This window comes from Salmonella sp. A7 (assembly GCF_020181675.1).
Taxonomy (GTDB): domain Bacteria; phylum Pseudomonadota; class Gammaproteobacteria; order Enterobacterales; family Enterobacteriaceae; genus Salmonella; species Salmonella enterica.
The window spans coordinates 627,347-649,921 of record NZ_CP084001.1; the positions used below are offsets into that span (position 1 = coordinate 627,347).

Sequence of the window (22,575 nt, forward strand, 5' to 3'; positions counted from 1 at the left end):
GGCCTAATGAGCCACGTAGACGACGGTTTCCGTTCACTGACGCTGAAACGTTTTCCGCAAACGGATGATGTTAACCCGCTTCTGGCGTGGGAGGCGGCCGATGAGTACCTGCTGCAACAGTTGGATGAGACGGAAATTCGCGGCCCGGTGCTGATCCTGAATGATACGTTTGGCGCGCTAAGCTGTGCGCTGGCGGAGCATTCGCCATACAGTATTGGCGATTCATATTTAAGCGAACTGGGTACGCGAGAGAATTTACGCCATAACGGCATCGCGGAGTCCAGCGTAACGTTTCTCGACAGTACCGCTGACTACCCGCAGGCGCCGGGCGTGGTATTGATTAAGGTACCGAAAACACTGGCGTTGCTGGAACAGCAGTTACGCGCTTTGCGTAAGGTCGTTACGGCGCAAACGCGTATTATCGCCGGCGCGAAAGCGCGTGATATTCATACCTCTACGCTGGAACTGTTTGAAAAAGTGCTGGGCCCAACCACGACGACGCTGGCGTGGAAGAAAGCGCGCCTGATTAACTGTACCTTCAGTCATCCGCAACTGGCCGACGCGCCGCAAACGCTAAGCTGGAAACTGGAAGATACAGGCTGGACGATTCACAACCACGCGAATGTGTTTTCTCGTACCGGATTGGATATCGGCGCGCGCTTCTTTATGCAGCATTTGCCGGAAAACCTCGACGGGGAGATTGTCGATCTCGGCTGCGGCAATGGGGTGATTGGCCTGAGCTTACTGGCGAAAAATCCGCAGGCGAACGTGGTATTTGTCGATGAATCGCCGATGGCGGTAGATTCCAGCCGTTTGAATGTAGAAACGAACCTGCCGGAAGCGTTCGAACGCTGCGAATTTATGATCAACAATGCGCTCTCCGGTGTGGAGCCGTTCCGTTTTAACGCTGTGTTCTGCAACCCGCCGTTCCACCAGAAACATGCGCTGACGGATAATATCGCCTGGGAGATGTTCCATCACGCCCGCCGTTGCCTGAAAATCAACGGCGAACTGTATATTGTGGCGAACCGCCATCTGGACTATTTCCACAAGCTGAAGAAGATTTTCGGTAATTGTGCGACGATAGCAACCAACAATAAATTTGTCATTTTGAAAGCGGTGAAGCAGGGACGCCGTCGATAAGGCTCTCAAGCGTCATACCGGCCTATAAAACCGGTATGACAGCGTAAGCCCGATAAGCGCAGCGCCATCAGGTAAAGTCGTTAAATCTCCAGCGCCAGTCGGGTGCCCTGGGCAATCGCCCGTCGGGCATCCAGCTCCATCGCGACATCGCATCCGCCGATAAGATGTACCGTTTTACCTGCGGCGCGTAACGGGTCCGCCAGCTCGCGGCGAGGTTCCTGTCCGGCGCAGATCACCACATGATCCACTTCCAGCAACTGCGGTTCGCCGCCGATCAAGAGATGTAATCCGTCGTCGTCGATCTTCTGGTAACTAACCGCCGGGATCATCTTCACGCCGCGCGCCAGTAACGTCGCGCGATGGATCCAGCCGGTGGTTTTACCTAATCCTTCGCCCGGCTTGCTGGCTTTGCGTTGCAGCATGACGATTTGCCGTGGACTACGTGCCAGGCGTGGGCCTTCCGGGCGCAGACCGCCTGCCTGCTGCAGGCTGGTATCAATTCCCCATTCCGTACAAAATTCAGCAATATTTTGGCTGGTGGATTCGCCGTGCTGGCTCAGATACATGGCCGTGTCAAAACCGATCCCGCCGCAGCCGATGATCGCCACTCGTTTACCAACCGGCGCTTTATCGCGCAATACCTCCAGGTAGGTCAATGCCTTTGGATGATCGATACCGTCTATCGGCGGGCGGCGCGGTACTATTCCACAGGCGAGGATCGCTTCGTCAAACGGCTGAAGATCCTCTGCGTTCACCTGTTGGTTCAGTTTCAGCGTAACGCCAGTAATATCGATCATTCGACGGTAGTAGCGCAGCGTTTCGTAAAACTCCTCTTTACCCGGGATCTGCCTGGCGATAGTGAACTGACCGCCAATTTCACTCTGGGCGTCAAACAGCGTGACATGATGGCCGCGCGACGCGGCGTTAATCGCGAAAGCCAGCCCCGCCGGGCCTGCGCCGACAACGGCCAGATTCTTTTTGCGTATGGCCGGCGTTATCGGCATGTGGGTTTCGTGACAGGCGCGTGGGTTCACCAGACAGGAGGTCACTTTGCCGATGAAGATCCGATCCAGACAGGCCTGATTACAGCCGATACAGGTGTTGATCTCATCTGCGCGTCCGGATTGCGCTTTAGTCAGGAATTCGGCATCGGCAAGGAAGGGACGCGCCATCGACACCATATCGGCATCGCCGCGCGTCAGGATCGTCTCAGCGACCTGCGGATCGTTAATGCGATTGGTCGCGATCAGCGGAACCGACACATGACCTTTGAGTTTCCGCGTCACCCAGCTAAAGGCGCCACGCGGTACTGGCGTGGCGATGGTCGGGATTCGCGCCTCATGCCAGCCAATGCCGGTATTAATTAGGCTTGCGCCTGCGGCTTCAATGGCTTGCGCCAGTTGTACCGTTTCGTCGAACGTGCCGCCATTTTCCACCAGATCGAGCATCGACAGGCGATAGATAATAATAAAGTCGTTCCCTACCCGCTGGCGTACCGCGCGTACTACCTCAACCGCGAAGCGCATACGGCTGGTATAGTCGCCGCCCCATTCGTCATCGCGATGGTTAGTTCGCCGGGTGAGAAATTCATTAATCAGATAGCCCTCTGATCCCATCACCTCTACGCCGTCGTAGCCTGCTTCCCGCGCCAGTTGCGCGCAATGCGCGAAGTCGTCGATTAACTGCAAGATTTCATCATGCGTCAGTTCGTGCGGCATAAAGCGGTTGATTGGCGCCTGAATTGCCGACGGCGCGACCAGGTGCGGCTGATAGCTGTAACGTCCGGTGTGCAGAATTTGCAGCGCGATTTTACCGCCTTGCGCATGTACGGCATCGGTCACCACGCGGTGAGGCGTTAATTGGCTGGCATCGTTCAGCATCGCACCGCCGGTCATCACGACCCCGGAGGGAACGGGCGCAATACCGCCGGTGACGATTAACGCTACGCCGTGTCGCGCGCGCTCGGCATAAAATGCCGCCAGGCGCTCGGCGCCATCAGGATGTTCTTCCAGACCCGTGTGCATCGATCCCATCAGCACGCGGTTTCTGAGAGTAGTAAAGCCCAGATCGAGCGGGGCGAACAGCGATGGGTAGCTCATAAGCGTATCCAGTATGTAAAATTATTGTTATGTGGTCGGATGAGTTACTACTGTAGCCGTCGCGAGGTAAAAGGGAAAAGGGGAATGTGGTGATTGTGATGGGATTCAAAAAAGAGGCCGCGACCCGGGGAAAACAGGCCGGATAAGCATAGCGCCATCCGGCATCGTTTTTAAACCTCTTCAACGCTCACCTGCATCGCCGCCAGCGCATTACGCGCTGATTTCAATACCTGTTCGCACAGTTCAATGGTTAGCGTGAGCGGTGGCTCGATACGAATTGTTTTCGCATTATTCAGCGTACCAGCGACCAGCACGCGTTGACGGAACATCTCACTGGCAAAACGGTAGCCCGTTTCGTTATCGACAAATTCAATGGCCATCAACATACCTTTGCCGCGCGCATCGTGTACCAGATTGGGATATTCACGCGCAAGTTGTCGGAAACCATCCAGGAGCGTATCGCCTTTTTGTTCCGCCTGGGCCGGGAGGTTTTGCTCCAGCAGGACGTTAATGGTCGCCAGCGCGGCAGCACAAGCCAGCGGATTACCGCCAAAAGTGGTGGTATGCAGGAAGGGGTTGTCGAACAGAACCGAAAACACCTCTTCAGTCGCGATGGTGGCACCAATCGGCATCACGCCGCCGCCCAGGGCTTTCGCCAGACACAGAATATCAGGCTGCACATTTTCGTGCTCGCAGGCAAACATCTTGCCGGTACGCCCCATGCCGGTTTGTACTTCATCCAGAATCATCAGCGCGCCGAATTCATCACAGAGCTTACGTACCTCTGTCAGGTATCCCTGCGGCGGCAGGATCACGCCGCCTTCACCCTGAATAGGCTCCAGAATCACGGCTGCTATCTCGTCGCCCGTTTTTTTGCCTTCGCTAAATGCCATGCTCATCGCGTCAATATTGCCAAACGGCACATGGCGGAAGCCCGGCAGTAAAGGCATAAAGGGTCTGCGGAAGGTGGATTTGGCCGTGGCGGAGAGCGCGCCCAATGATTTGCCGTGAAATGCGCCGCTGGTGGCGATAAAGGTAAACTTGCCGCGCGGCGACTGATACGCTTTTGCCAGTTTTAGCGCCGCTTCGACGGATTCGGTGCCGCTGTTACAGAAAAAGCTGTACTTGAGTTTCCCCGGTGTCAGCGCCGCCAGCGTTTTTGCCAGCATCGCCCGCAAGGGATCAAGTAACTCCTGGCTGTGGAGAGGTTGTTTTGCGAGTTGATTCTGGACGGCGGATACCACAACAGGATTACGGTGCCCCACGTTAAAGATGCCAAACCCCCCAAGACAGTCGATAAACTCCTGCCCCTGGGTGTCGACAAGCGTATTCAAACTGCCCGCTTGCCACTCTACGGCTCCGTAATCCCCGCCGGCGGTAACAGATTTCCGGTATTCCAGAAATCCTGGATTTACATGCTCTTTAAAGTAGTCAATGACCTCTCGGTTTAGTGCTTTCATTTCCTCATGGTTTAGCGTTCGCTTCTCGATGAGATTCAGTGCGTGCGCGCTACAGGCCAAAGCCGATGCGCTGGAAGGTAACCTGTTCAAAATGAGCTCCAGAGGGCCGTGTATCACATGATACTGAATTAAGTATTGCAGGGATTAGCGGGGGTCTAAGCCCATAGTGAAAATCGGGATAAACACCAGGAATAATCACATTTACACAACATTTAATGTCATGTGCTAACAATTGAATGCATTTTGAGCAGATCTTGTTTTACGGTTTAGGGTGTGTTGCGTTAGCAGCGGCGTGAGAAAAAGGTGAGCCAGGGCAGATTTTAAAGAAAAAGGTTGTCCATGCTAAACAATTTCATAATGAAAATAAGGCGCAGGATGAGGTGAAAATCGTACAAATATTAAGGATTAACCGCAAATTGCGATCCAGAGCAATTTTAACAACTAAAGATAAATAGATTAGCGCCGAAATAACATCTGAGCGAAAAATTAACATCCAGATAACCTGCACAGGACGCTATCATGTCTTCTCATCCCTACGTCAGCCAGCTAAATACCCCGCTGGATGATGATACCACTCTGATGTCTACGACCGACCTGGAAAGCTATATCACTCACGCCAATGACACTTTTGTCCAGGTGAGCGGCTATCAGTTAAACGAGTTACTGGCGCAGCCACATAATCTGGTGCGTCATCCGGATATGCCGAAAGCTGCCTTCGCAGATATGTGGTACACCCTAAAACAGGGCGAACCGTGGAGCGGCATTGTGAAAAACCGGCGTAAAAACGGCGACCATTACTGGGTGCGGGCCAACGCGGTACCGATGATACGTGAAGGGCGTGTGACGGGATATATGTCGATCCGTACCCGCGCCACGGATGATGAGATTGCCGCCGTTGAGCCTTTATATCAGGCGCTAAATGAAGGGCGGTGTAGTAAACGTATTCATAAAGGCCTGGTGGTTCGTCAGGGTTTGCTGGGCAAACTGCCCGCTATGCCTGTTCGCTGGCGAGTGCGTAGCATTATGGGGCTAATGGCCGTAATGCTGGCGTTGGCTCTGTTCGGTACGGATGCGTCATGGCAGGCGTTGCTGTTGGGCGCGTTGGCGATGCTGGCAGGTACGGCGCTATTTGAATGGCAAATTGTGCGTCCCATTGAAAATGTGGCGACGCAGGCGCTGAAAGTGGCGACCGGCGAACGCAACAGCGTACAACATCTTAATCGTAGCGATGAGTTGGGGCTGACGCTGAGGGCCGTAGGGCAGCTTGGCTTGATGTGCCGCTGGCTGATCAATGACGTATCAAGTCAGGTTTCCAGCGTCAGAAACGGCAGTGAAAGGCTGGCGAAGGGTAACAATGATCTGAACGAACACACCTGTCAGACCGTGGAGAATGTTCAGGAAACGGTAACGACCATGAACCAGATGGCGGAGTCCGTGAAGCTCAATTCCGAGACGGCTTCCGCTGCGGATAAGCTTTCCATGGCGGCCAGTAGTGCGGCGACTCAGGGAGGTGAGGCGATGGATACGGTGATTAAAACGATGGATGATATCGCTCACAGTACGCAACGTATCGGGACGATCACCACGCTAATTAACGATATCGCTTTTCAGACGAATATCCTGGCGCTGAATGCGGCGGTAGAAGCGGCGAGAGCGGGCGAGCAGGGGAAAGGGTTTGCCGTGGTTGCTGGCGAGGTACGCCATCTTGCCAGCCGCAGCGCTAACGCGGCGAACGATATTCGTAAATTAATTGATGCCAGCGCAACAAAGGTGCAGTCAGGCTCCGAGCAGGTTCACGCCGCAGGCCGTACCATGGATGACATTGTAGCCCAGGTGCAAAATGTCACCCTGCTTATCGCACGGATCAGTCAGTCGACGCAGGAACAGACAGATGGGCTTTCCAGCCTGACTCGCGCCGTGGACGAGTTGAACCGCATAACCCAGAAAAATGCGGCGCTGGTGGAAGAGAGCGCACAAGTCTCCGCAATGGTAAAACACCGTGCCAGCCGGCTGGAGGATGCGGTCACGGTACTGCATTAAGTTTATTTGTAGGTCGCAACGGTAATGACATCCGCCCGGTAGCAACAAACTTACCGGGCGGGTGCGCTCTGATAGAAGGCGGTGCCTGCCATCACAGAGAGTATCAGTGGCCTGTGATGTTAAAAATAATGTGATATTTATTCCTTCTCCCTTGTCTACCTATTAATAGGTATAAGCTCAGTTGATAAATAAGAAATGGTTAACCTTTTAGCGTATTTCTTTCATTATTAGTGCCAATTTATGTCACTTTTGGTTCATCTTTCTGTGAACAATAAATATTACTTACTAATAATGTTCCGAAATAAAAAGCGATCAATATCATAAAGTTAGTAACATTATTGCCGATAAATCTTCCTGTATGAGGATATGCAATCCCAGGGAGAAAATATGTTTTTGCATAACATTAAAATACGTTCAAAATTATTTATGGCCTTTGGCTTATTCATTGTTCTCATGGTGGTGAGTTCCGCTCTGTCTTTGTTTAGCCTTGATCGGGCTAATACGGGTATGCAGGACATTATTACCAATGATTATCCCACCACGGTAAAAGCCAATCTATTAATCGATAATTTTAATGATTTCATCATCGCGCAGCAGCTCATGTTACTGGATGAAGAGGGGCGCTGGAGCCAGAGCTCGCAGAAAGAACTCAGTGAGATAAGCCAGCGCATTTCGGCGTTACTGGATGAGCTTTCCAGGGAAAATAGTCACGATGCGGATTCACAGAAAATCATTAATGAGATCCGTGAAGCGCGCCAGCAATATCTGGAGTCCAGATTCCGTATTTTGAAAGATATTCAAAGCAATAATCGTCAGGCGGCCATTCAGGAGATGATGACCAGAACGGTGCAGGTGCAAAAAGTCTATAAGGACAAAGTCCAGGAACTTATCGCTGTTCAGGACGCGCAGATGCATGAAGCGAGCGTGCAGGTCAAAGAGGATTTTAAAAATAATCGGACGCTGTTAATCACTTTGGCGCTGATAAGCATCGCCGCCGGAGGCGTAATGGGATGGTATATTGTGCGTTCTATTACCCGACCGCTTGATGACGCGGTACGCTTTGCCGAGGCGATCGCCGATGGCGATCTGACTCGTCATATCACCACCGACTATAAAGATGAAACAGGCGTACTACTGCAAGCATTAATGGCGATGAAAACGCGTCTGCTGGATATCGTACAGGAAGTGCAAAACGGTTCGGAGAGTATCTCCACGGCGGCGGCGCAAATTGTCGCCGGTAACCAGGATTTGGCGGCGCGTACGGAAGAGCAGGCCAGCTCGGTTGAAGAAACGGCGGCGTCGATGGAACAGATTACCGCCACGGTTAAAAATACGGCTGACCATACCAGTGAAGCGACCAAACTCTCTGCCGGCGCCGCCAGCGTGGTGAAAAACAATGGGGAGATGATGAATCAAGTGACGCAGAAAATGCGCGTCATTAACGATACGGCAAATCGTATGTCAGATATCATCAATATCATTGATTCCATTGCCTTTCAGACCAATATTCTGGCGCTGAACGCGGCGGTTGAAGCGGCGCGCGCGGGCGAACATGGACGTGGTTTTGCCGTTGTCGCCGGAGAGGTTCGCCAGTTGGCGCAAAAGAGCGCCTCGTCAGCCAGTGAAATCCGTAATTTGATTGAAGATTCAACCAGTCAGACTCAGGAAGGGATGCACCTGGTGGAGAAAGCCAGCGCCCTGATTAATGGCATGGTGGATAACGTCGAAGAGATGGATGTGATATTACGTGAGATTGGGCAGGCCAGCCGCGAGCAAACTGACGGCATTTCGCAGATTAACAGCGCGATTGGCCTGATTGACGCCGCCACGCAACAAAACTCCTGCCTTGTGGAAGAGTCTGTTGCCGCCGCGGCGTCGCTGAACGAACAGGCGTTACATTTAAAAGAGCTGGTTAACGTGTTCCGCGTCCGCGAAGAGGACACGCAGCCCGCTTAATCCAGTTCGGCGATTTCCAGCGCCGCGCGATCAATCACGCCGATAATGCGTTTGATTTGCGCGTCGTTGATATCGCTGTGGTTTATCCGCAGATCCAGCACGGCCTTGAAGTTATCCAGCGCCCGCTTCATCTGCGGATTTTTACGTAACTCCATGCCCACACAACGGGCTTTTAGCCGCGCCTGAATATGCGTCAGATGTTCGCGATTTTCATCAAGCCATTGCGCGCCGTTCGCGGTAATCGCGATTTTTTTCCGCCCGCCTTCTTCGTCGCTAATCGTGATAAATTGCTGATCCTGTAAAAAATCCAGCGTAGGGTAGATCACGCCAGCGCTTGGCGTATAGCCGCCCCCCGTCAGGTTTTCTATCGCTTTAATCAGTTCATAGCCGTGGCTGGCGTCCCGGGTCAGGATATCAAGAATGACCAGCCGAAGTTCCCCGTGGCCAAAAAATCGCTGGCGTCGACCACCGCCCTGTCCATGACGACCACAGCCGTGTCCGTGACGGTGTTCGCCGCCGCAACTGGCGTTCTCATGCTGATGCGCGCTATGGCAGCCTTCATGCTGATGTTCGCGATCTTTGCAGCAACCATCGTGCTTATGATCCCGGTTTTTGCAACACCCTTCATGTTGATTTTGCATCATTGCCTCCTGCTTATTTAGATATATCTAATTTATATCTAAATGATGGGTTTTAGCAAGGATAAAAGCGATTGTTGCTATAATCTATTAATTTATAACGTTTTATTCTAAGGTTATAGTTAGCGACTCGTTGCCAGAACACTATCAAAAAACAGTTGCATTTTTACTGATTAACAATCATTATCATTTAAAACTTTAATTTAGATATATCGTATTACTTCACGAAGGCAAAAAATGACGACATCATCCGTACGCTACCCACAACGTGTTCGTAATGAACTGCGTTTTCGCGAGCTGACCGTTCTGCGGGTAGAACGTATTAGCGCAGGATTTCAGCGGATCGTACTTGGCGGCGAGGCGCTGGACGGCTTTACCTCCCTGGGCTTTGACGATCACACGAAAGTTTTTTTCCCTGAGCCAGGCTGTCGCTTTACGCCCCCGACAGTCACTGAGGAAGGCATTATCTGGGGGGAGGGCGTTCGTCCGGTCTCCAGGGATTACACGCCGCTGTATGACGAGGCGCGTCGCGAGCTGGCGCTGGATTTCTTTATCCACGATGGCGGCGTAGCCAGCCGTTGGGCAATGGAAGCCCGTGAAGGCGATACACTGACGATTGGCGGGCCGCGCGGTTCGCTGGTGGTGCCGGAAGATTATGCCTGTCAGGTTTATGTCTGCGATGAGTCCGGTATGCCTGCGCTGCGTCGTCGTCTGGAATCGCTTAGTCGTCTGCCTGCGCGCCCTGCGGTAACCGCGCTGGTGAGCATTCAGGATGCCGCATATCGCGATTATCTCGCCCATTTGACGGATATTACTGTGGAATATGTTGTTGGCGGCAATGAACAGGTAATGCAAACGCGCCTGTCGCAGCTGACAATACCAGAATCGGACTATTTCATCTGGATTACTGGCGAAGGCAAAACGGTAAAACGTTTAAGTCAGTGCTTTGAAAAGGAGTTTGATCCACACCTGGTACGTGCGGCAGCCTATTGGCATCGTAAATAGCGGTATGGGGCGAACCTGTCAGAAACAAAAAAGCCACTCTTTAGAGTGGCTTAATTATATGATTTTAAAGCTAAAATTTGGTGGCCCCTGCTGGACTTGAACCAGCGACCAAGCGATTATGAGTCGCCTGCTCTAACCACTGAGCTAAGGGGCCGTGGCGGTGGATTATAATGTAACTTTACGCTGTAATCCAGCCGTAACCGTGCGGGTGCTGTTTTTATAAACAATGTGTTTTCAACCCGTTATACTTAAAGAACGTTGTATTGCTCAGGAGTAATAATGGTTAAGGACATACTGGCGCCAGGGCTACGGGTGGTTTTTTGCGGCATCAATCCGGGACTCTCCTCGGCGAATACCGGCTTTCCGTTTGCGCATCCCGCGAATCGTTTTTGGAAAGTTATTCATTTGGCCGGTTTCACCGATCGACAGTTGAAACCGGAAGAGGCGGAAAAATTACTGGATTTTCGCTGCGGGGTAACGAAACTCGTCGATCGACCGACGGTACAAGCGACTGAAGTGAAGTTGCATGAATTACGTAGCGGCGGACGCAACCTGATTGAAAAAATAGAGGACTACCAGCCCGCAGCGCTGGCGGTGCTTGGTAAACAGGCTTTTGAACAGGGATTCAGCCAGCGTGGTATCGCCTGGGGTAAACAAAAGATCGCCATTGGCGCGACGATGGTGTGGGTGTTGCCGAATCCCAGCGGCTTAAACCGAATTAAAACGGAAAAACTGGTCGAGGCCTATCGCGAACTGGATCAAGCGCTCATTATGCGTGGGCTATAGCAATGGGGAATGAGGGCGCGAATACTCGCGCTGTGCAGAAATTCTGCAGGCCAAATAGGGCGCTTGCGCATGGCCTGATAAAAAAACGCCGCCTTGCGGCGGCGTTTATACCTGTATGGCGAATTAATCGTCGAGGAAGCTGCGCAGCACTTCAGAACGGCTCGGGTGGCGCAGTTTACGCAGCGCCTTCGCTTCGATCTGACGGATACGTTCGCGGGTAACATCGAACTGTTTACCCACTTCTTCCAGCGTGTGGTCGGTGTTCATATCGATACCGAAACGCATACGCAGCACTTTCGCTTCACGAGCGGTCAGGCCAGCCAAAACGTCGTGAGTGGCGGCACGCAGGCTCTCGGTAGTGGCAGAGTCCAGCGGCAGCTCGAGGGTGGTATCCTCGATGAAATCACCCAGATGCGAATCTTCATCGTCGCCGATCGGCGTTTCCATGGAGATAGGCTCTTTGGCAATCTTCAGCACCTTACGAATTTTATCTTCCGGCATCAGCATCCGTTCAGCCAGCTCTTCCGGCGTTGGCTCGCGGCCCATCTCTTGCAGCATCTGGCGAGAAATACGGTTGAGCTTGTTGATGGTCTCAATCATATGCACCGGAATACGGATGGTGCGCGCCTGATCCGCGATAGAACGGGTGATCGCCTGACGGATCCACCAGGTTGCGTAGGTGGAGAACTTGTAACCACGACGGTATTCAAATTTATCAACCGCTTTCATCAGACCGATGTTGCCTTCCTGAATCAGGTCAAGGAACTGCAAGCCACGGTTGGTGTATTTCTTAGCGATAGAAATAACCAGACGTAAGTTCGCTTCAACCATCTCTTTCTTCGCACGGCGGGCTTTCGCTTCCCCGATGGACATGCGACGGTTGATGTCTTTCACCTGTTCGATGGTCAGACCGGTCTCTTCTTCAATCTGCCGCAGTTTTTGCAGGCAGCGTTGCACTTCTTCCGCGACATCGTGCAGTTTTTCCGACCACGGTTTGTTCATCGCGATAGCGGCGTTGAACCAGGTTTCGCTGGTTTCGTTACCGGTAAACAGCGTGATAAAGTTCTTCTTCGGCATTTTGCACTGCTCAACGCAGAGCTTCATGATCAAACGTTCCTGAGTACGCACGCGATCCATCATCACGCGCATACTGTTGACCAGATAGTCGAATTGCTTCGGTACCAGACGGAACTGTTTGAACACTTCAGACAGCTTCAGAATCTCTTCCTGCGCGGCAGCATGGCTGCGGCCTTTCGCTTTGATGGTGTCGCGCGTAACGACGTATTGCGCGCGCAGCTCAGCGAATTTTTCGCGTGCCAGTTCAGGGTCAATGCTGTTGTCGTCATCGGCGGCGTCATCGTCGCCGTCTTCTTCATCTTCGTCTTCGTCATCATCCAGGTCTTCCTGGGAGAGTTCAGAACCGACGTGAGTTGCGGTCGGCGCCATCTCTTCTTCCGCGTTCGGATCGACAAAGCCGGTGATAAGATCGGACAAACGAGCCTCTTCAGCCTCAACGCGATCGTACTGTTCCAGCAGATAGGTAATGGCTTCCGGGTATTCGGCAACGGAGCATTGAACCTGGTTGATCCCGTCTTCGATACGTTTAGCGATGTCGATTTCGCCTTCCCGGGTCAATAGTTCAACAGTGCCCATTTCACGCATATACATGCGTACCGGGTCAGTCGTACGACCGATTTCAGACTCAACACTGGACAGAACTTGTGCAGCAGCTTCTTCCGCATCTTCATCGGTGCTGGTGGTATTTTCAGCCAGCAGCAGATCATCGGCATCAGGCGCTTCTTCCATTACCTGAATACCCATGTCGTTGATCATTTGGATGATATCTTCAATTTGATCTGAATCGACGATATCTTCCGGCAGATGGTCATTGACCTCAGCATAGGTCAGATAGCCTTGCTCCTTACCACGGGTGACAAGAAGTTTCAGCTGTGACTGCGGGTTTTGCTCCATAAGACGGTATCCACACTTATTCGTTTGATTGGTGTCGACGGTATAGCTGTCGACATTTAAAGCGAGGGCATACTTATATTTTGGCCGCTGCCTCTCACTGCGGCTGTCGGGGGCTTCCCGATCGATATGCGGCATTTAAGCCGTTAAATTCATTTTCTGGCCAGCTCCTGGTTTAACGTCCAGAGCTCTCGGCGTTCTTCGCTGCTTAAACCGTGAGTGCGATCGCGAGCGATCAGCTCTTCTTGTCGCAGTTGCAGCAGCGAATCAAACATATGGTTGAGTGAGTCGGTAAAGGTCTTTTCGGCAATCGCCTTATCTGCTATATCGTCCCACATCGATAATTTTTCAAGGGTCGCAGCATCATTTGTGCCACGGTAGAGTTCCAGAAGTTGTCCGGTAGTAAGACCTGGCTGAGCCAAACAAGTTTTGACCAATTCTTTAAATAAGCCAAGCCCAGGCAGCTTATTCTCATCCAGCGCGTCTAAGGGCGGCACTAACGGCGCGAGATCCGGATTTTGCACCAGTAATCCTATCAGTATACGCATGGTCGTGCGTTTTAGCTGCGGAGCCGGGCGGGAAACGCCGCTTTCCGCCTGTTTTGGCACTAAACGATCAAGCTGACTATCATCGAAAATGCCTAACTTCAGCCCCAACGTCTGGCGCAACTGAATACGGTGTGCGTCGCCAGGCACCTGATTAATGAGCGGCAGCGCCAGTGCGGCTAACTGCGTGCTGCCATCCGGCGAGCTTAAATCCACCTGCGGCAGGAGGCTATTAAACAGAAACGTAGAGAGCGGCTGCGCCTGCTCCATCCGCGCTTCAAAAGCCGCCTTGCCTTCTTTACGCACCAGCGTATCCGGGTCTTCGCCGTCAGGTAAAAACATAAAGCGTACCTGCCGACCATCGGTCATATAAGGCATTGCTGTTTCCAGCGCTCTCCAGGCGGCATCACGGCCAGCCCGGTCGCCGTCGTAACAGCAAATTACGTTGTTCGTCGCCCGGAATAACATATGCATATGGTCTGCCGTGGTTGAGGTACCCAGCGAAGCAACCGCATAGTTAATGTCGTATTGCGCTAGTGCGACGACATCCATATAACCTTCGACCACAAGCAAGCGTTGCGGTTCAGCACTATATTGCTGAGCCTCATAAAGACCATATAGCTGGCGGCCTTTATGGAAAATGTCCGTTTCCGGAGAGTTAAGGTATTTCGGCGTGTCGTTCCCCAGAACTCGACCGCCAAAACCAATCACCCTGCCGCGTTTGTCCCGGATAGGGAACATGACCCGATTACGGAAACGATCGTAAGTGCTGCCCTGCTCGTTATTGACCAGCATTCCGGCATCCAGCAACAATGCCTTGTTATCGCTGTTATTACCGAAGCGCTTTAACGCGTTATCCCAACCAGGCGGCGCGAAGCCAATGGCGAAACGCTGAATAATTTCAGCGCTCAGACCGCGCTTTTGCAGATAGTCACGCGCAGGTTTTGCCGCAGGATGGGTAAGCGACTGCTGATAAAAGTCATTCAGACCATTCATCAACTGATAGAGGTTTTGCCGTTGATGGCGCTCTATCTGGCTAAGCCCGGTGCCTGCTTCATAGGGAATTTCCAGGTTATGCATGGCCGCTAATTCTTCGACGGTTTCGACAAATTCGAGCTTGTCGTAATTCATCAAAAAGTCGATCGCATTGCCATGTGCGCCGCATCCAAAGCAGTGATAAAACTGTTTTTCACCGTTTACGGTGAAAGAAGGGGTTTTCTCATTATGGAATGGACAACACGCGTGATAGTTCTTGCCCTGTTTCTTGAGTTTTACGCGCACGTCGATCAGATCGACGATATCGGTTCTCGCCAGCAGGTCATTAATGAATACGCGTGGGATTCGTCCAGCCATATGCCCCTTTTATACACGTCATTCTTCAGGCTGCCGCAGTGTTGACTACGTTCGCTCACCCCTGTCGCTGACTTGCGTAAGCGCCGGGGACTTGCTCTCTTGCCGCCTGGACGCAGCATGAATGATTTTGTGTATATGCTAATGCATAAACGAAAACAAGCCGCGCATTCCTTTCGGAAGCACGGCCTTACAACTACAACTCGATCTGAATTGAGAGCAGCCCGCTCTCAAAAGATTAGTACAGACGAGTACGGCGTGCGTTTTCGCGAGCCAGTTTCTTCGCGTGACGTTTCACTGCAGAAGCTTTAGCGCGCTTACGTTCGGTCGTCGGTTTTTCATAGAACTCACGACGACGAACTTCCGCCAGAACACCTGCTTTTTCGCAGGAACGCTTGAAGCGACGCAGAGCTACGTCGAACGGCTCGTTTTCACGTACTTTAATTACCGGCATGTGCCTCTCACCTTTGATTAATTCGGTTTGCCGCTGGCATCAACGCCAGCTTATTTCAAAATGGTGCGGAATTTTACTGCAATTGCTGCTGCTTTGTAAAGCACCGCGGCCTTTTTTGAACGGGACTTTTATAAGGTGAGGGAGTATACACGAAGTCGGGACTGAGGGTATACATCCACCCGCATTCGACCTACACTGCGCGGTATTAGAGCGAGGTAAAACAAGTCATGCGTGTACTGGGTATTGAAACATCCTGCGATGAAACCGGCATCGCTATTTACGACGACAAAAAAGGTCTGTTAGCCAACCAATTGTATAGTCAGGTGAAATTACATGCTGACTACGGCGGCGTAGTGCCTGAACTGGCTTCCCGCGATCATGTGCGTAAAACCGTGCCGCTGATTCAGGCGGCATTAAAAGAAGCCGGTTTGACGGCGAGCGATATCGACGCGGTGGCCTATACCGCAGGCCCGGGCCTGGTCGGCGCGCTGCTGGTCGGCGCAACCGTCGGGCGTTCACTGGCATTTGCCTGGACTGTGCCGGCCATTCCTGTACACCATATGGAAGGTCATCTGCTGGCGCCGATGCTGGAAGATAACCCTCCGGATTTCCCGTTTGTGGCGCTACTGGTCTCCGGCGGACATACGCAGCTCATTAGCGTGACCGGAATCGGTCAGTACGAACTGCTGGGAGAGTCGATTGATGATGCCGCTGGTGAAGCGTTTGATAAAACCGCCAAATTGTTGGGGCTGGATTATCCTGGCGGCCCGATGCTGTCGAAAATGGCGTCGCAGGGGACGGCGGGACGCTTTGTCTTTCCGCGCCCGATGACCGATCGCCCGGGGCTGGATTTTAGTTTTTCCGGTCTGAAAACCTTTGCCGCTAACACCATTCGTAGTAATGGCGACGACGAACAAACTCGCGCTGATATCGCGCGCGCTTTTGAAGATGCGGTCGTGGATACGCTGATGATCAAGTGCAAGCGCGCGCTGGAAAGCACCGGTTTTAAGCGTCTGGTCATGGCGGGCGGCGTCAGCGCTAACCGCACGCTGCGCGCGAAGCTTGCCGAAATGATGCAAAAACGCCGCGGCGAAGTGTTCTATGCGCGTCCGGAGTTTTGTACTGACAACGGGGCGATGATCGCCTATGCCGGAATGGTGCGGTTTAAGGCGGGCGTTACGGCGGATCTTGGCGTAACGGTACGTCCGCGCTGGCCGCTGGCCGAGCTGCCGGCGGCGTAAAAGCGGAAAAAGGGGGGCAACATCATGCCGCCCCAACGGGTTTACAGTAAAACGACGGGCATCCACAACAGCTCGGTGACGATCAGCAGCACCAGGAAGATCAGGCCGAAAATCGCGCCTAACCACGCCAATGGTGGAAGGGTGACGCGCGGCGGATTCGATATGTACGCCTATCACCGAGCTATTTATCCGGCGATGCGCAGGCACGGCATAGCGTAAAAAACTACTCCGAATCTTTCTGGCGTTTCTTTTTCAGCTTCGTCCAGATTTTCGTCTCCTGGCGACGCCACAGACGCTGGATGTTGTCATGATGGCGCAGCAAAATGAGACATGACAGCATCGATACCGGGAAGGTGAACTGCGGTTTAAACCACCAGACGTAAAACGGCGCAATCAAGGCGCTGACAATCGCCCCTAACGATGAATAACCGCTTAACAGGACCGTCAGCAGCCAGGTGCCAGCCATAACGCCGGTTAAATCCCAGCCGATGGGCGCAATGGCACCAAATGCGGTTGCTACGCCTTTCCCACCTTTAAAGCCAAAAAAGACTGGCCAGATATGCCCCAGACAGGCGGCGATAGCGATAAGCCCCAGCCAGAAAGGGGTAACGCCTAACGCATACGCGCCCCAGACGGGCAACATGCCTTTAAGGATGTCAAAAATAAGTACCGCGACAGCCGCTCCCTTGCCACCGATTCGTAATACGTTCGTCGCGCCCGGGTTGCCGGAGCCGCTTTCTCGCGGATCGGGCAGCCCGGCGATGCGGCAAACCAGAATGGCACTGGAAATTGAGCCGCAGAGGTACGCGAAGAGGATCATTCCAGGCGCGATTGCACTCATAAGCTGTTCCGTATTGAAAGTGTCGTTTTATTTACTATTTCTGTGGATAATACGCACATTTCGCCGGAAGTGGTATCCGGGTTAGCCAAAAAGCAGGCAGGTCGTGATGGATATTGTATTTATAGAGCAACTTTCGGTAATCACCACTATCGGTGTTTACGACTGGGAACAGACTATCGAGCAAAAACTGGTGTTCGATATCGAAATGGCGTGGGATAACCGTAAGTCGGCGAAAAGCGATGATGTCGCAGATTGTCTAAGTTACGCGGATATCGCCGACACGGTGATAAATCATGTCGAAGGCGGGCGTTTTGCTCTGGTCGAGCGCGTGGCGGAAGAGGTGGCGGATCTGCTGCTTAGCCGATTTAATTCTCCGTGGGTTCGCATCAAACTGAGCAAGCCTGGCGCCGTCGCGCGCGCGGCGAACGTAGGGGTAATTATTGAGCGTGGCAATAATCTGAAATAAAAATAAATAATTTTATATTTTTTAAACCAAACGGTTATATATGGGGTCTTAACGCGAGATCCATTTTTGCAGTGTTTTTCATTTTAGGGGTTTATTGATGAGCGATATGCACTCGCTGCTGATAGCGGCAATTTTGGGTGTGGTCGAAGGATTGACGGAGTTTTTGCCGGTATCCAGCACGGGCCATATGATTATTGTGGGTCATCTGCTGGGGTTTGAAGGCGATACGGCCAAGACATTCGAAGTGGTGATTCAACTTGGATCTATTCTGGCGGTCGTGGTGATGTTCTGGCGGCGGTTGTTTGGTCTCATCGGTATTCACTTTGGCCGCCCGCTACAGCGTGAAGGTGAAAGTAAAGGTCGATTAACGTTGATTCACATCCTGCTGGGCATGATTCCGGCGGTGGTGCTGGGGTTAGTCTTTCATGACACGATCAAGTCGCTATTTAACCCGATTAACGTGATGTACGCGCTGGTGGTAGGCGGTCTGTTGCTGATTGCCGCCGAGTGCCTGAAGCCGAAAGAACCGCGCGCGCCGGGGCTGGATGATATGACGTATCGTCAGGCGTTTATGATTGGCTGTTTCCAGTGTCTGGCGCTGTGGCCGGGCTTCTCGCGTTCCGGAGCGACCATTTCCGGTGGGATGCTAATGGGCGTCAGCCGTTACGCCGCCTCTGAGTTCTCGTTCTTACTGGCTGTGCCGATGATGATGGGCGCAACGGTTCTGGATCTCTACAAAAGTTGGTCATTCCTGACCGCAGCGGATATTCCGATGTTCGCAGTGGGCTTTGTGACGGCGTTTGTGGTGGCGCTGATCGCCATCAAGACCTTCCTGCAACTGATTAAGCGTATCTCGTTTATTCCGTTTGCGATTTACCGCTTTGTGGTGGCGGCTGCCGTTTACGTTGTCTTCTTCTGATGATTGACCTGCCGGATGGCGGCGTACCGCCTTGTCCGGCCTAACTGTTTTGTCGGTCTGATAAGCGCAGCGCCATCAGGCAATTTATCGTGCCGGATGGCGTTTAGCTGGCGGGGTTCGGGCAGCGCTTCTCTTTCCAGTTGGCGACCGCTGCAATTCGTCGCTTTGTCAGCTCCTCGCGAATCTCAATGCCCTTAAATCCGGCCTCCACCACCTCTTTCGTCGGTACCGCCTGCGCCACCTGCCAGGCTTCACGCAGCCAGCGCCCCTGCGGGTAATCCGACGCTTCAAATCCGGTACGTCCACGGACATCGGCCTCGCTGGTCAGCGCAATCTGCTCGACGCGCTGCGGTTTACGCCATGCATCAATGGCGTCAAACAGCTTAACGATCGTTTTCGGCTGGAGTATCGGAAAGGTGTGGATCAGATCGTGGTATTCGGCGACCAGTTTAGCTAAATCACGCAGGTCATTGGGGACGCGCAAACGCTGGCATAACTGTTCGACCAGTTTCACGCCCGCCGGGCCGTGGCCATGATGGCGCGGCCAGAGGTTTTTCGGCGTTAAGCCTTTGCCCAGATCATGACAAAGCGTGGCGAAACGGACATCAAGCTGCGGACTGAGCATAGCGGCCATCGACAGCGTCATCAGCGTATGAACTCCGGTATCAATTTCCGGATGCCACTTTGCCGGCGCGGGTACGCCAAACAGGGCGTCGATTTCCGGAAACAGGACGCGCAGGGCGCCGCAGTCGCGCAATACCTGGAAGTAAACCTGCGGATTGCGGGTGGTAAGCGCATTTTCCGTCTCTTTCCATACCCGTTCCGGCGTCAGATGTTCCAGCTCGCCTGCCGCGGTCATGTCGCGCATTAGCGACAGTGTTTCATCGGCGATACGGAAACTCAGATGAGCGTAACGGGCGGCAAAACGCGCCACGCGCAATACGCGCAAGGGATCTTCGCCAAACGCGGGAGAGACATGGCGCAGTAGACGCGCCTCCAGATCCCGGCGCCCGTGGTAAGGGTCGATAATCTGGCCGTCATCGTCGCGCGCCAGAGCATTAATGGTCAGATCGCGACGCTGGAGATCGGCTTCCAGGGTAACGTCCGGCGCGGCATAACAGGTGAAGCCCGTGTAGCCGGAACCGGATTTACGCTCGGTACGCGCCAGCGCGTATTCTTCGTGAGTTTGCGGATGGAGAAACACAGGAAAATCACGGCCTACCTGCTGGTAGCCCGCATCAAGCATCTCCTGCGGCGTGGCGCCGACAACGACCCAATCTTTATCTTTAACCGGTAGCCCTAACAACGCATCCCGAACCGCACCACCGACCAGATAAATCTTCACGCCACTTTCCTTTTAAAAACGATCATCCTCTAATGATAAGACAGTGCCGCAGAGAAGGCGATTTAGTTCATCCAGCGGTCTTTGCGTTTACGGCTTGGGATCATATGCGGCAGCACCAGCCCTAACAGCAAGCCAATACCCAATACGCCGCCGCCATACATAAACCACTGCATAATAATGGTGCGCTGTTTGTCATCCAGCTGCAGATTCGCGGCGCTAACTTTTTTCTGCGCGACAATCAGCTCGTTTTTCAGCTTCTGGTTCTCTTCTTTTAGCCCGTTGATGACGCTGTCGCTTTGCGCCACTTTCTGCTGCATATCGGCGGTGCGCTGATTCCACGTGGTATCAATATTGTTGAGTTTATCGGTCAACGTTTTGACCTGATTTTCCAGATCCGGCACGCGGGTACGCAGGCTTGGCGTGGTATTCAGTTCTTTTAACGGTATCCAGGCAGTACGACCAGAACTGTCTTTGATTTGACCATAGTTGGCATCGCTCTGTAAGAGCGTGACTTCCTCGCCGGCGTTGACGGTACCCACAAGGCGATAATTATCTCCCGGACCGCTGCGGACCCAGGTATTCAGTTCATCAGAAACGTAACGCGTCTCTTCAGCATGAGAGACGGCGGTGGCGCTAAGCGCAAGTAAAGTTAGTCCAATCAGGCGTAATTTTGGCATCAGGCTGTCGTTATTGTCAGAGAAAGTGGAACGATAGTAACGGCATCAGTGTCGCTACGCAAAGCAGTCGACATCAATCGGAATCATCTGTGTCGCCTTTGCCGCTACGTCAAACTTTTACGCCCGTCAAATTGCTCGTTGCATGGCAATTTGGCGCAAAATACTATCTACTGACAAAAATAATGCGGGTAAGTTCGCCAAGAATCTTCCCAGATGTGACATAACCCATAAGTACAAGGCCATGGCTCAGGAAATCGAATTAAAGTTTATCGTCAATCACGACGCCGTAGATGCGCTGCGAAATCATCTTCATACGCTCGGCGGTGAGCATCATGCGCCCAGCCAGTTGCTGAATATCTACTTCGAAACGCCTGATAACTGGCTACGCCGCCATGATATGGGGCTACGTATTCGTGGTGAAAATGGGCGCTATGAAATGACCATGAAAATTGCCGGCCGGGTAACGGGCGGGCTGCACCAGCGACCCGAATACAATGTCGCGCTAAGCGAACCCGTGCTGGATCTGACGCAACTTCCGGCGGAGGTCTGGCCGGATGGCAACCTGCCCGCCGGCCTGGCATCAAGCGTACAGCCGCTGTTCAGTACCGATTTTTACCGGGAAAAATGGTGTCTGGACGTTGACGGCAGCAGGATTGAAATTGCGCTCGATCTCGGCGACGTAAAAGCGGGCGAGTTTGCCGAACCGATTTGTGAGCTGGAGCTTGAGTTGCTTCGCGGCGATACGCGCGCCGTGTTAAAACTGGCGAAGCAACTGCTGTCGCAAACCGGTTTGCGTCAGGGCAGTCTGAGTAAGGCGGCGCGAGGTTATCACCTGGCGCAGGGGAATGCGCCGCGAGAGAATACACCAACGGCAATTCTGCGGACTGCCGCGAAAGCCACGGTAGAGCAAGGGCTGGAGGCCTCGCTGGATCTGGCGTTGTCACAGTGGCAGTACCATGAAGAGCTCTGGCTGCGCGGCGACGAGTCGGCGAAAGAACACGTGCTGGATGCTATGGGGTTAGTGCGCCATGCCTTAATGCTCTTTGGGGGCATTGTTCCACGTAAAGCGAGCGCTCACTTACGTGATCTACTTACCCAGGCGGAAGCGACGATGACATCCGCGGTGTCCGCCGTCACAGCCGTTTATAGTACGCAAACGGCGATGGCGAAACTGGCATTGACGGAATGGCTGGTGACGAAAGCCTGGCAGCCATTTTTGGACGCGAAGGCGCAGGCCAAAATGGCCGATTCTTTTAAGCGTTTCGCCGACATTCATCTTTCTCGTCATGCTGCTGAATTAAAAAAAGTTTTTGGACAACCGCTGGGTGATAAGTATCGCGACCAGCTGCCGCGTTTGACTCGCGATATTGACAGCGTTTTACTGCTGGCCGGGTATTATGATGCGATGGTCGCGCAGGCATGGCTGGAGAACTGGCAGGGATTGCGTCACGCCATTATTACCGGGCAACGTATTGAAATTGAACATTTCCGTAATGAGGCCATTAACCAGCAGCCGTTCTGGTTGCACAGCGGAAAACGATAATCAGAACCGTAGAAAGCGCCTGATGACGCTGCGCTTATCAGGCTTACGGTATGCGGACTTGTAGGCCGGATCAGGCGAAACGCCGCCATCCGGCATTAT

General features: G+C 53.0%; 18 protein-coding genes, 1 tRNA gene and 2 pseudogenes. 9 read left to right on the plus strand and 12 right to left on the minus strand.

Translation table 11 applies throughout. The features are described 5' to 3' along the window. Nucleotides 1-6: 6 nt before the first annotated feature. Nucleotides 7-1,143, plus strand: coding sequence for a 23S rRNA (guanine(1835)-N(2))-methyltransferase RlmG (gene rlmG / locus LCS67_RS03015; RefSeq protein ID WP_000019989.1), 1,137 nt, complete (start codon nt 7-9; stop codon nt 1,141-1,143). A gap of 80 nt (nt 1,144-1,223) precedes the next feature. On the opposite strand, the gene LCS67_RS03020 is transcribed toward rlmG, so the two are convergent. Next, on the minus strand, nt 1,224-3,242 hold the full coding sequence (locus tag LCS67_RS03020; protein ID WP_000121531.1) for an NADPH-dependent 2,4-dienoyl-CoA reductase: 2,019 nt from the start codon (nt 3,240-3,242) through the stop codon (nt 1,224-1,226). A gap of 170 nt (nt 3,243-3,412) precedes the next feature. After that, on the minus strand, nt 3,413-4,792 hold the full coding sequence (gene ygjG, locus LCS67_RS03025) for a putrescine aminotransferase (RefSeq protein WP_001520281.1): 1,380 nt from the start codon (nt 4,790-4,792) through the stop codon (nt 3,413-3,415). A 429-nt stretch (nt 4,793-5,221) separates the two neighbouring features. On the opposite strand from ygjG, the gene LCS67_RS03030 reads away from it, so the two are divergent. Then, entirely contained in the window at nt 5,222-6,742 is a 1,521-nt protein-coding gene (locus tag LCS67_RS03030; protein ID WP_225090901.1) for a PAS domain-containing methyl-accepting chemotaxis protein, read from the plus strand. Nucleotides 6,743-7,129: 387 nt separating this feature from the next. Continuing rightward, nucleotides 7,130-8,698, plus strand: coding sequence for a methyl-accepting chemotaxis protein (locus tag LCS67_RS03035; RefSeq protein ID WP_000478462.1), 1,569 nt, complete (start codon nt 7,130-7,132; stop codon nt 8,696-8,698). Here LCS67_RS03035 and LCS67_RS03040 read toward each other — a convergent pair. Further along, the gene (locus LCS67_RS03040) at nt 8,695-9,342 is read right to left on the minus strand and encodes a PadR family transcriptional regulator (RefSeq protein WP_000983434.1); all 648 of its coding nucleotides are present in this window, start codon (nt 9,340-9,342) and stop codon (nt 8,695-8,697) included. The two genes, LCS67_RS03035 and LCS67_RS03040, sit on opposite strands and share 4 nt — an antisense overlap. A 231-nt stretch (nt 9,343-9,573) precedes the next feature. On the opposite strand from LCS67_RS03040, the gene LCS67_RS03045 reads away from it, so the two are divergent. Next, a complete protein-coding gene (locus LCS67_RS03045) occupies nt 9,574-10,341 on the plus strand; it encodes a siderophore-interacting protein (RefSeq protein WP_000213763.1) in 768 nt (255 codons plus the stop codon). Between the two features lie 78 nt (nt 10,342-10,419). Here the strand turns inward: LCS67_RS03045 and LCS67_RS03050 are convergent. Further along, a tRNA-Ile gene (locus LCS67_RS03050) sits at nt 10,420-10,495 on the minus strand. 125 nt (nt 10,496-10,620) lie between these two features. Between LCS67_RS03050 and mug the strand changes: the two genes are divergently transcribed. Further along, on the plus strand, nt 10,621-11,127 hold the full coding sequence (mug, locus tag LCS67_RS03055) for a G/U mismatch-specific DNA glycosylase (protein ID WP_000237776.1): 507 nt from the start codon (nt 10,621-10,623) through the stop codon (nt 11,125-11,127). Nucleotides 11,128-11,250: 123 nt separating this feature from the next. Here the strand turns inward: mug and rpoD are convergent, their stop codons facing one another. The 3 genes from rpoD to rpsU all read right to left on the minus strand — a co-directional run bounded on the left by rpoD (nt 11,251) and on the right by rpsU (nt 15,444). Next, nucleotides 11,251-13,233, minus strand: coding sequence for an RNA polymerase sigma factor RpoD (gene rpoD, locus LCS67_RS03060; RefSeq protein ID WP_001120159.1), 1,983 nt, complete (start codon nt 13,231-13,233; stop codon nt 11,251-11,253). 14 nt (nt 13,234-13,247) lie between these two features. Then, nucleotides 13,248-14,993 carry a DNA primase gene (gene dnaG / locus LCS67_RS03065; protein ID WP_000918862.1) on the minus strand — a complete coding sequence of 582 codons (1,746 nt, stop codon included), beginning with the start codon at nt 14,991-14,993 and terminating at the stop codon, nt 13,248-13,250. A gap of 235 nt (nt 14,994-15,228) precedes the next feature. Then, on the minus strand, nt 15,229-15,444 hold the full coding sequence (gene rpsU / locus LCS67_RS03070) for a 30S ribosomal protein S21 (protein ID WP_001144069.1): 216 nt from the start codon (nt 15,442-15,444) through the stop codon (nt 15,229-15,231). Between the two features lie 227 nt (nt 15,445-15,671). On the opposite strand from rpsU, the gene tsaD reads away from it, so the two are divergent. Continuing rightward, a complete protein-coding gene (gene tsaD / locus LCS67_RS03075) occupies nt 15,672-16,685 on the plus strand; it encodes a tRNA (adenosine(37)-N6)-threonylcarbamoyltransferase complex transferase subunit TsaD (protein ID WP_001264396.1) in 1,014 nt (337 codons plus the stop codon). Between the two features lie 123 nt (nt 16,686-16,808). On the opposite strand, the pseudogene LCS67_RS03085 reads toward tsaD, so the two are convergent. Beyond that, nucleotides 16,809-16,871, minus strand: a pseudogene (locus LCS67_RS03085) (hypothetical protein); the annotation flags it as partial. A gap of 37 nt (nt 16,872-16,908) precedes the next feature. Further along, nucleotides 16,909-17,526: a glycerol-3-phosphate 1-O-acyltransferase PlsY gene (gene plsY / locus LCS67_RS03090; protein ID WP_001272785.1), complete on the minus strand. Its 618-nt coding sequence runs from the start codon at nt 17,524-17,526 to the stop codon at nt 16,909-16,911. A gap of 106 nt (nt 17,527-17,632) precedes the next feature. Here plsY and folB point away from each other — a divergent pair, with 106 nt between their 5' ends. Further along, entirely contained in the window at nt 17,633-17,992 is a 360-nt protein-coding gene (gene folB / locus LCS67_RS03095) for a bifunctional dihydroneopterin aldolase/7,8-dihydroneopterin epimerase (RefSeq protein ID WP_000355776.1), read from the plus strand. Between the two features lie 97 nt (nt 17,993-18,089). Further along, nucleotides 18,090-18,911 (plus strand): undecaprenyl-diphosphate phosphatase, encoded by an 822-nt coding sequence (gene bacA, locus LCS67_RS03100; RefSeq protein ID WP_001281933.1) that lies wholly within the window; start codon nt 18,090-18,092, stop codon nt 18,909-18,911. Here the strand turns inward: bacA and LCS67_RS22785 are convergent. The 3 genes and pseudogenes from LCS67_RS22785 to LCS67_RS03110 form a co-directional block, all read right to left on the minus strand. Further along, nucleotides 18,910-18,994, minus strand: a pseudogene (locus LCS67_RS22785) (hypothetical protein); the annotation flags it as partial. The gene bacA and the pseudogene LCS67_RS22785 sit on opposite strands and share 2 nt — an antisense overlap. A gap of 20 nt (nt 18,995-19,014) precedes the next feature. Continuing rightward, complete coding sequence (locus LCS67_RS03105) at nt 19,015-20,256, minus strand: multifunctional CCA addition/repair protein (protein WP_000708454.1); 1,242 nt, start codon at nt 20,254-20,256, stop codon at nt 19,015-19,017. Between the two features lie 62 nt (nt 20,257-20,318). Further along, complete coding sequence (locus LCS67_RS03110; protein WP_001125344.1) at nt 20,319-20,933, minus strand: TIGR04211 family SH3 domain-containing protein; 615 nt, start codon at nt 20,931-20,933, stop codon at nt 20,319-20,321. Between the two features lie 241 nt (nt 20,934-21,174). On the opposite strand from LCS67_RS03110, the gene LCS67_RS03115 reads away from it, so the two are divergent. Further along, on the plus strand, nt 21,175-22,476 hold the full coding sequence (locus LCS67_RS03115; RefSeq protein WP_000046223.1) for an inorganic triphosphatase: 1,302 nt from the start codon (nt 21,175-21,177) through the stop codon (nt 22,474-22,476). The last annotated feature ends 99 nt before the right edge of the window (nt 22,477-22,575 follow it).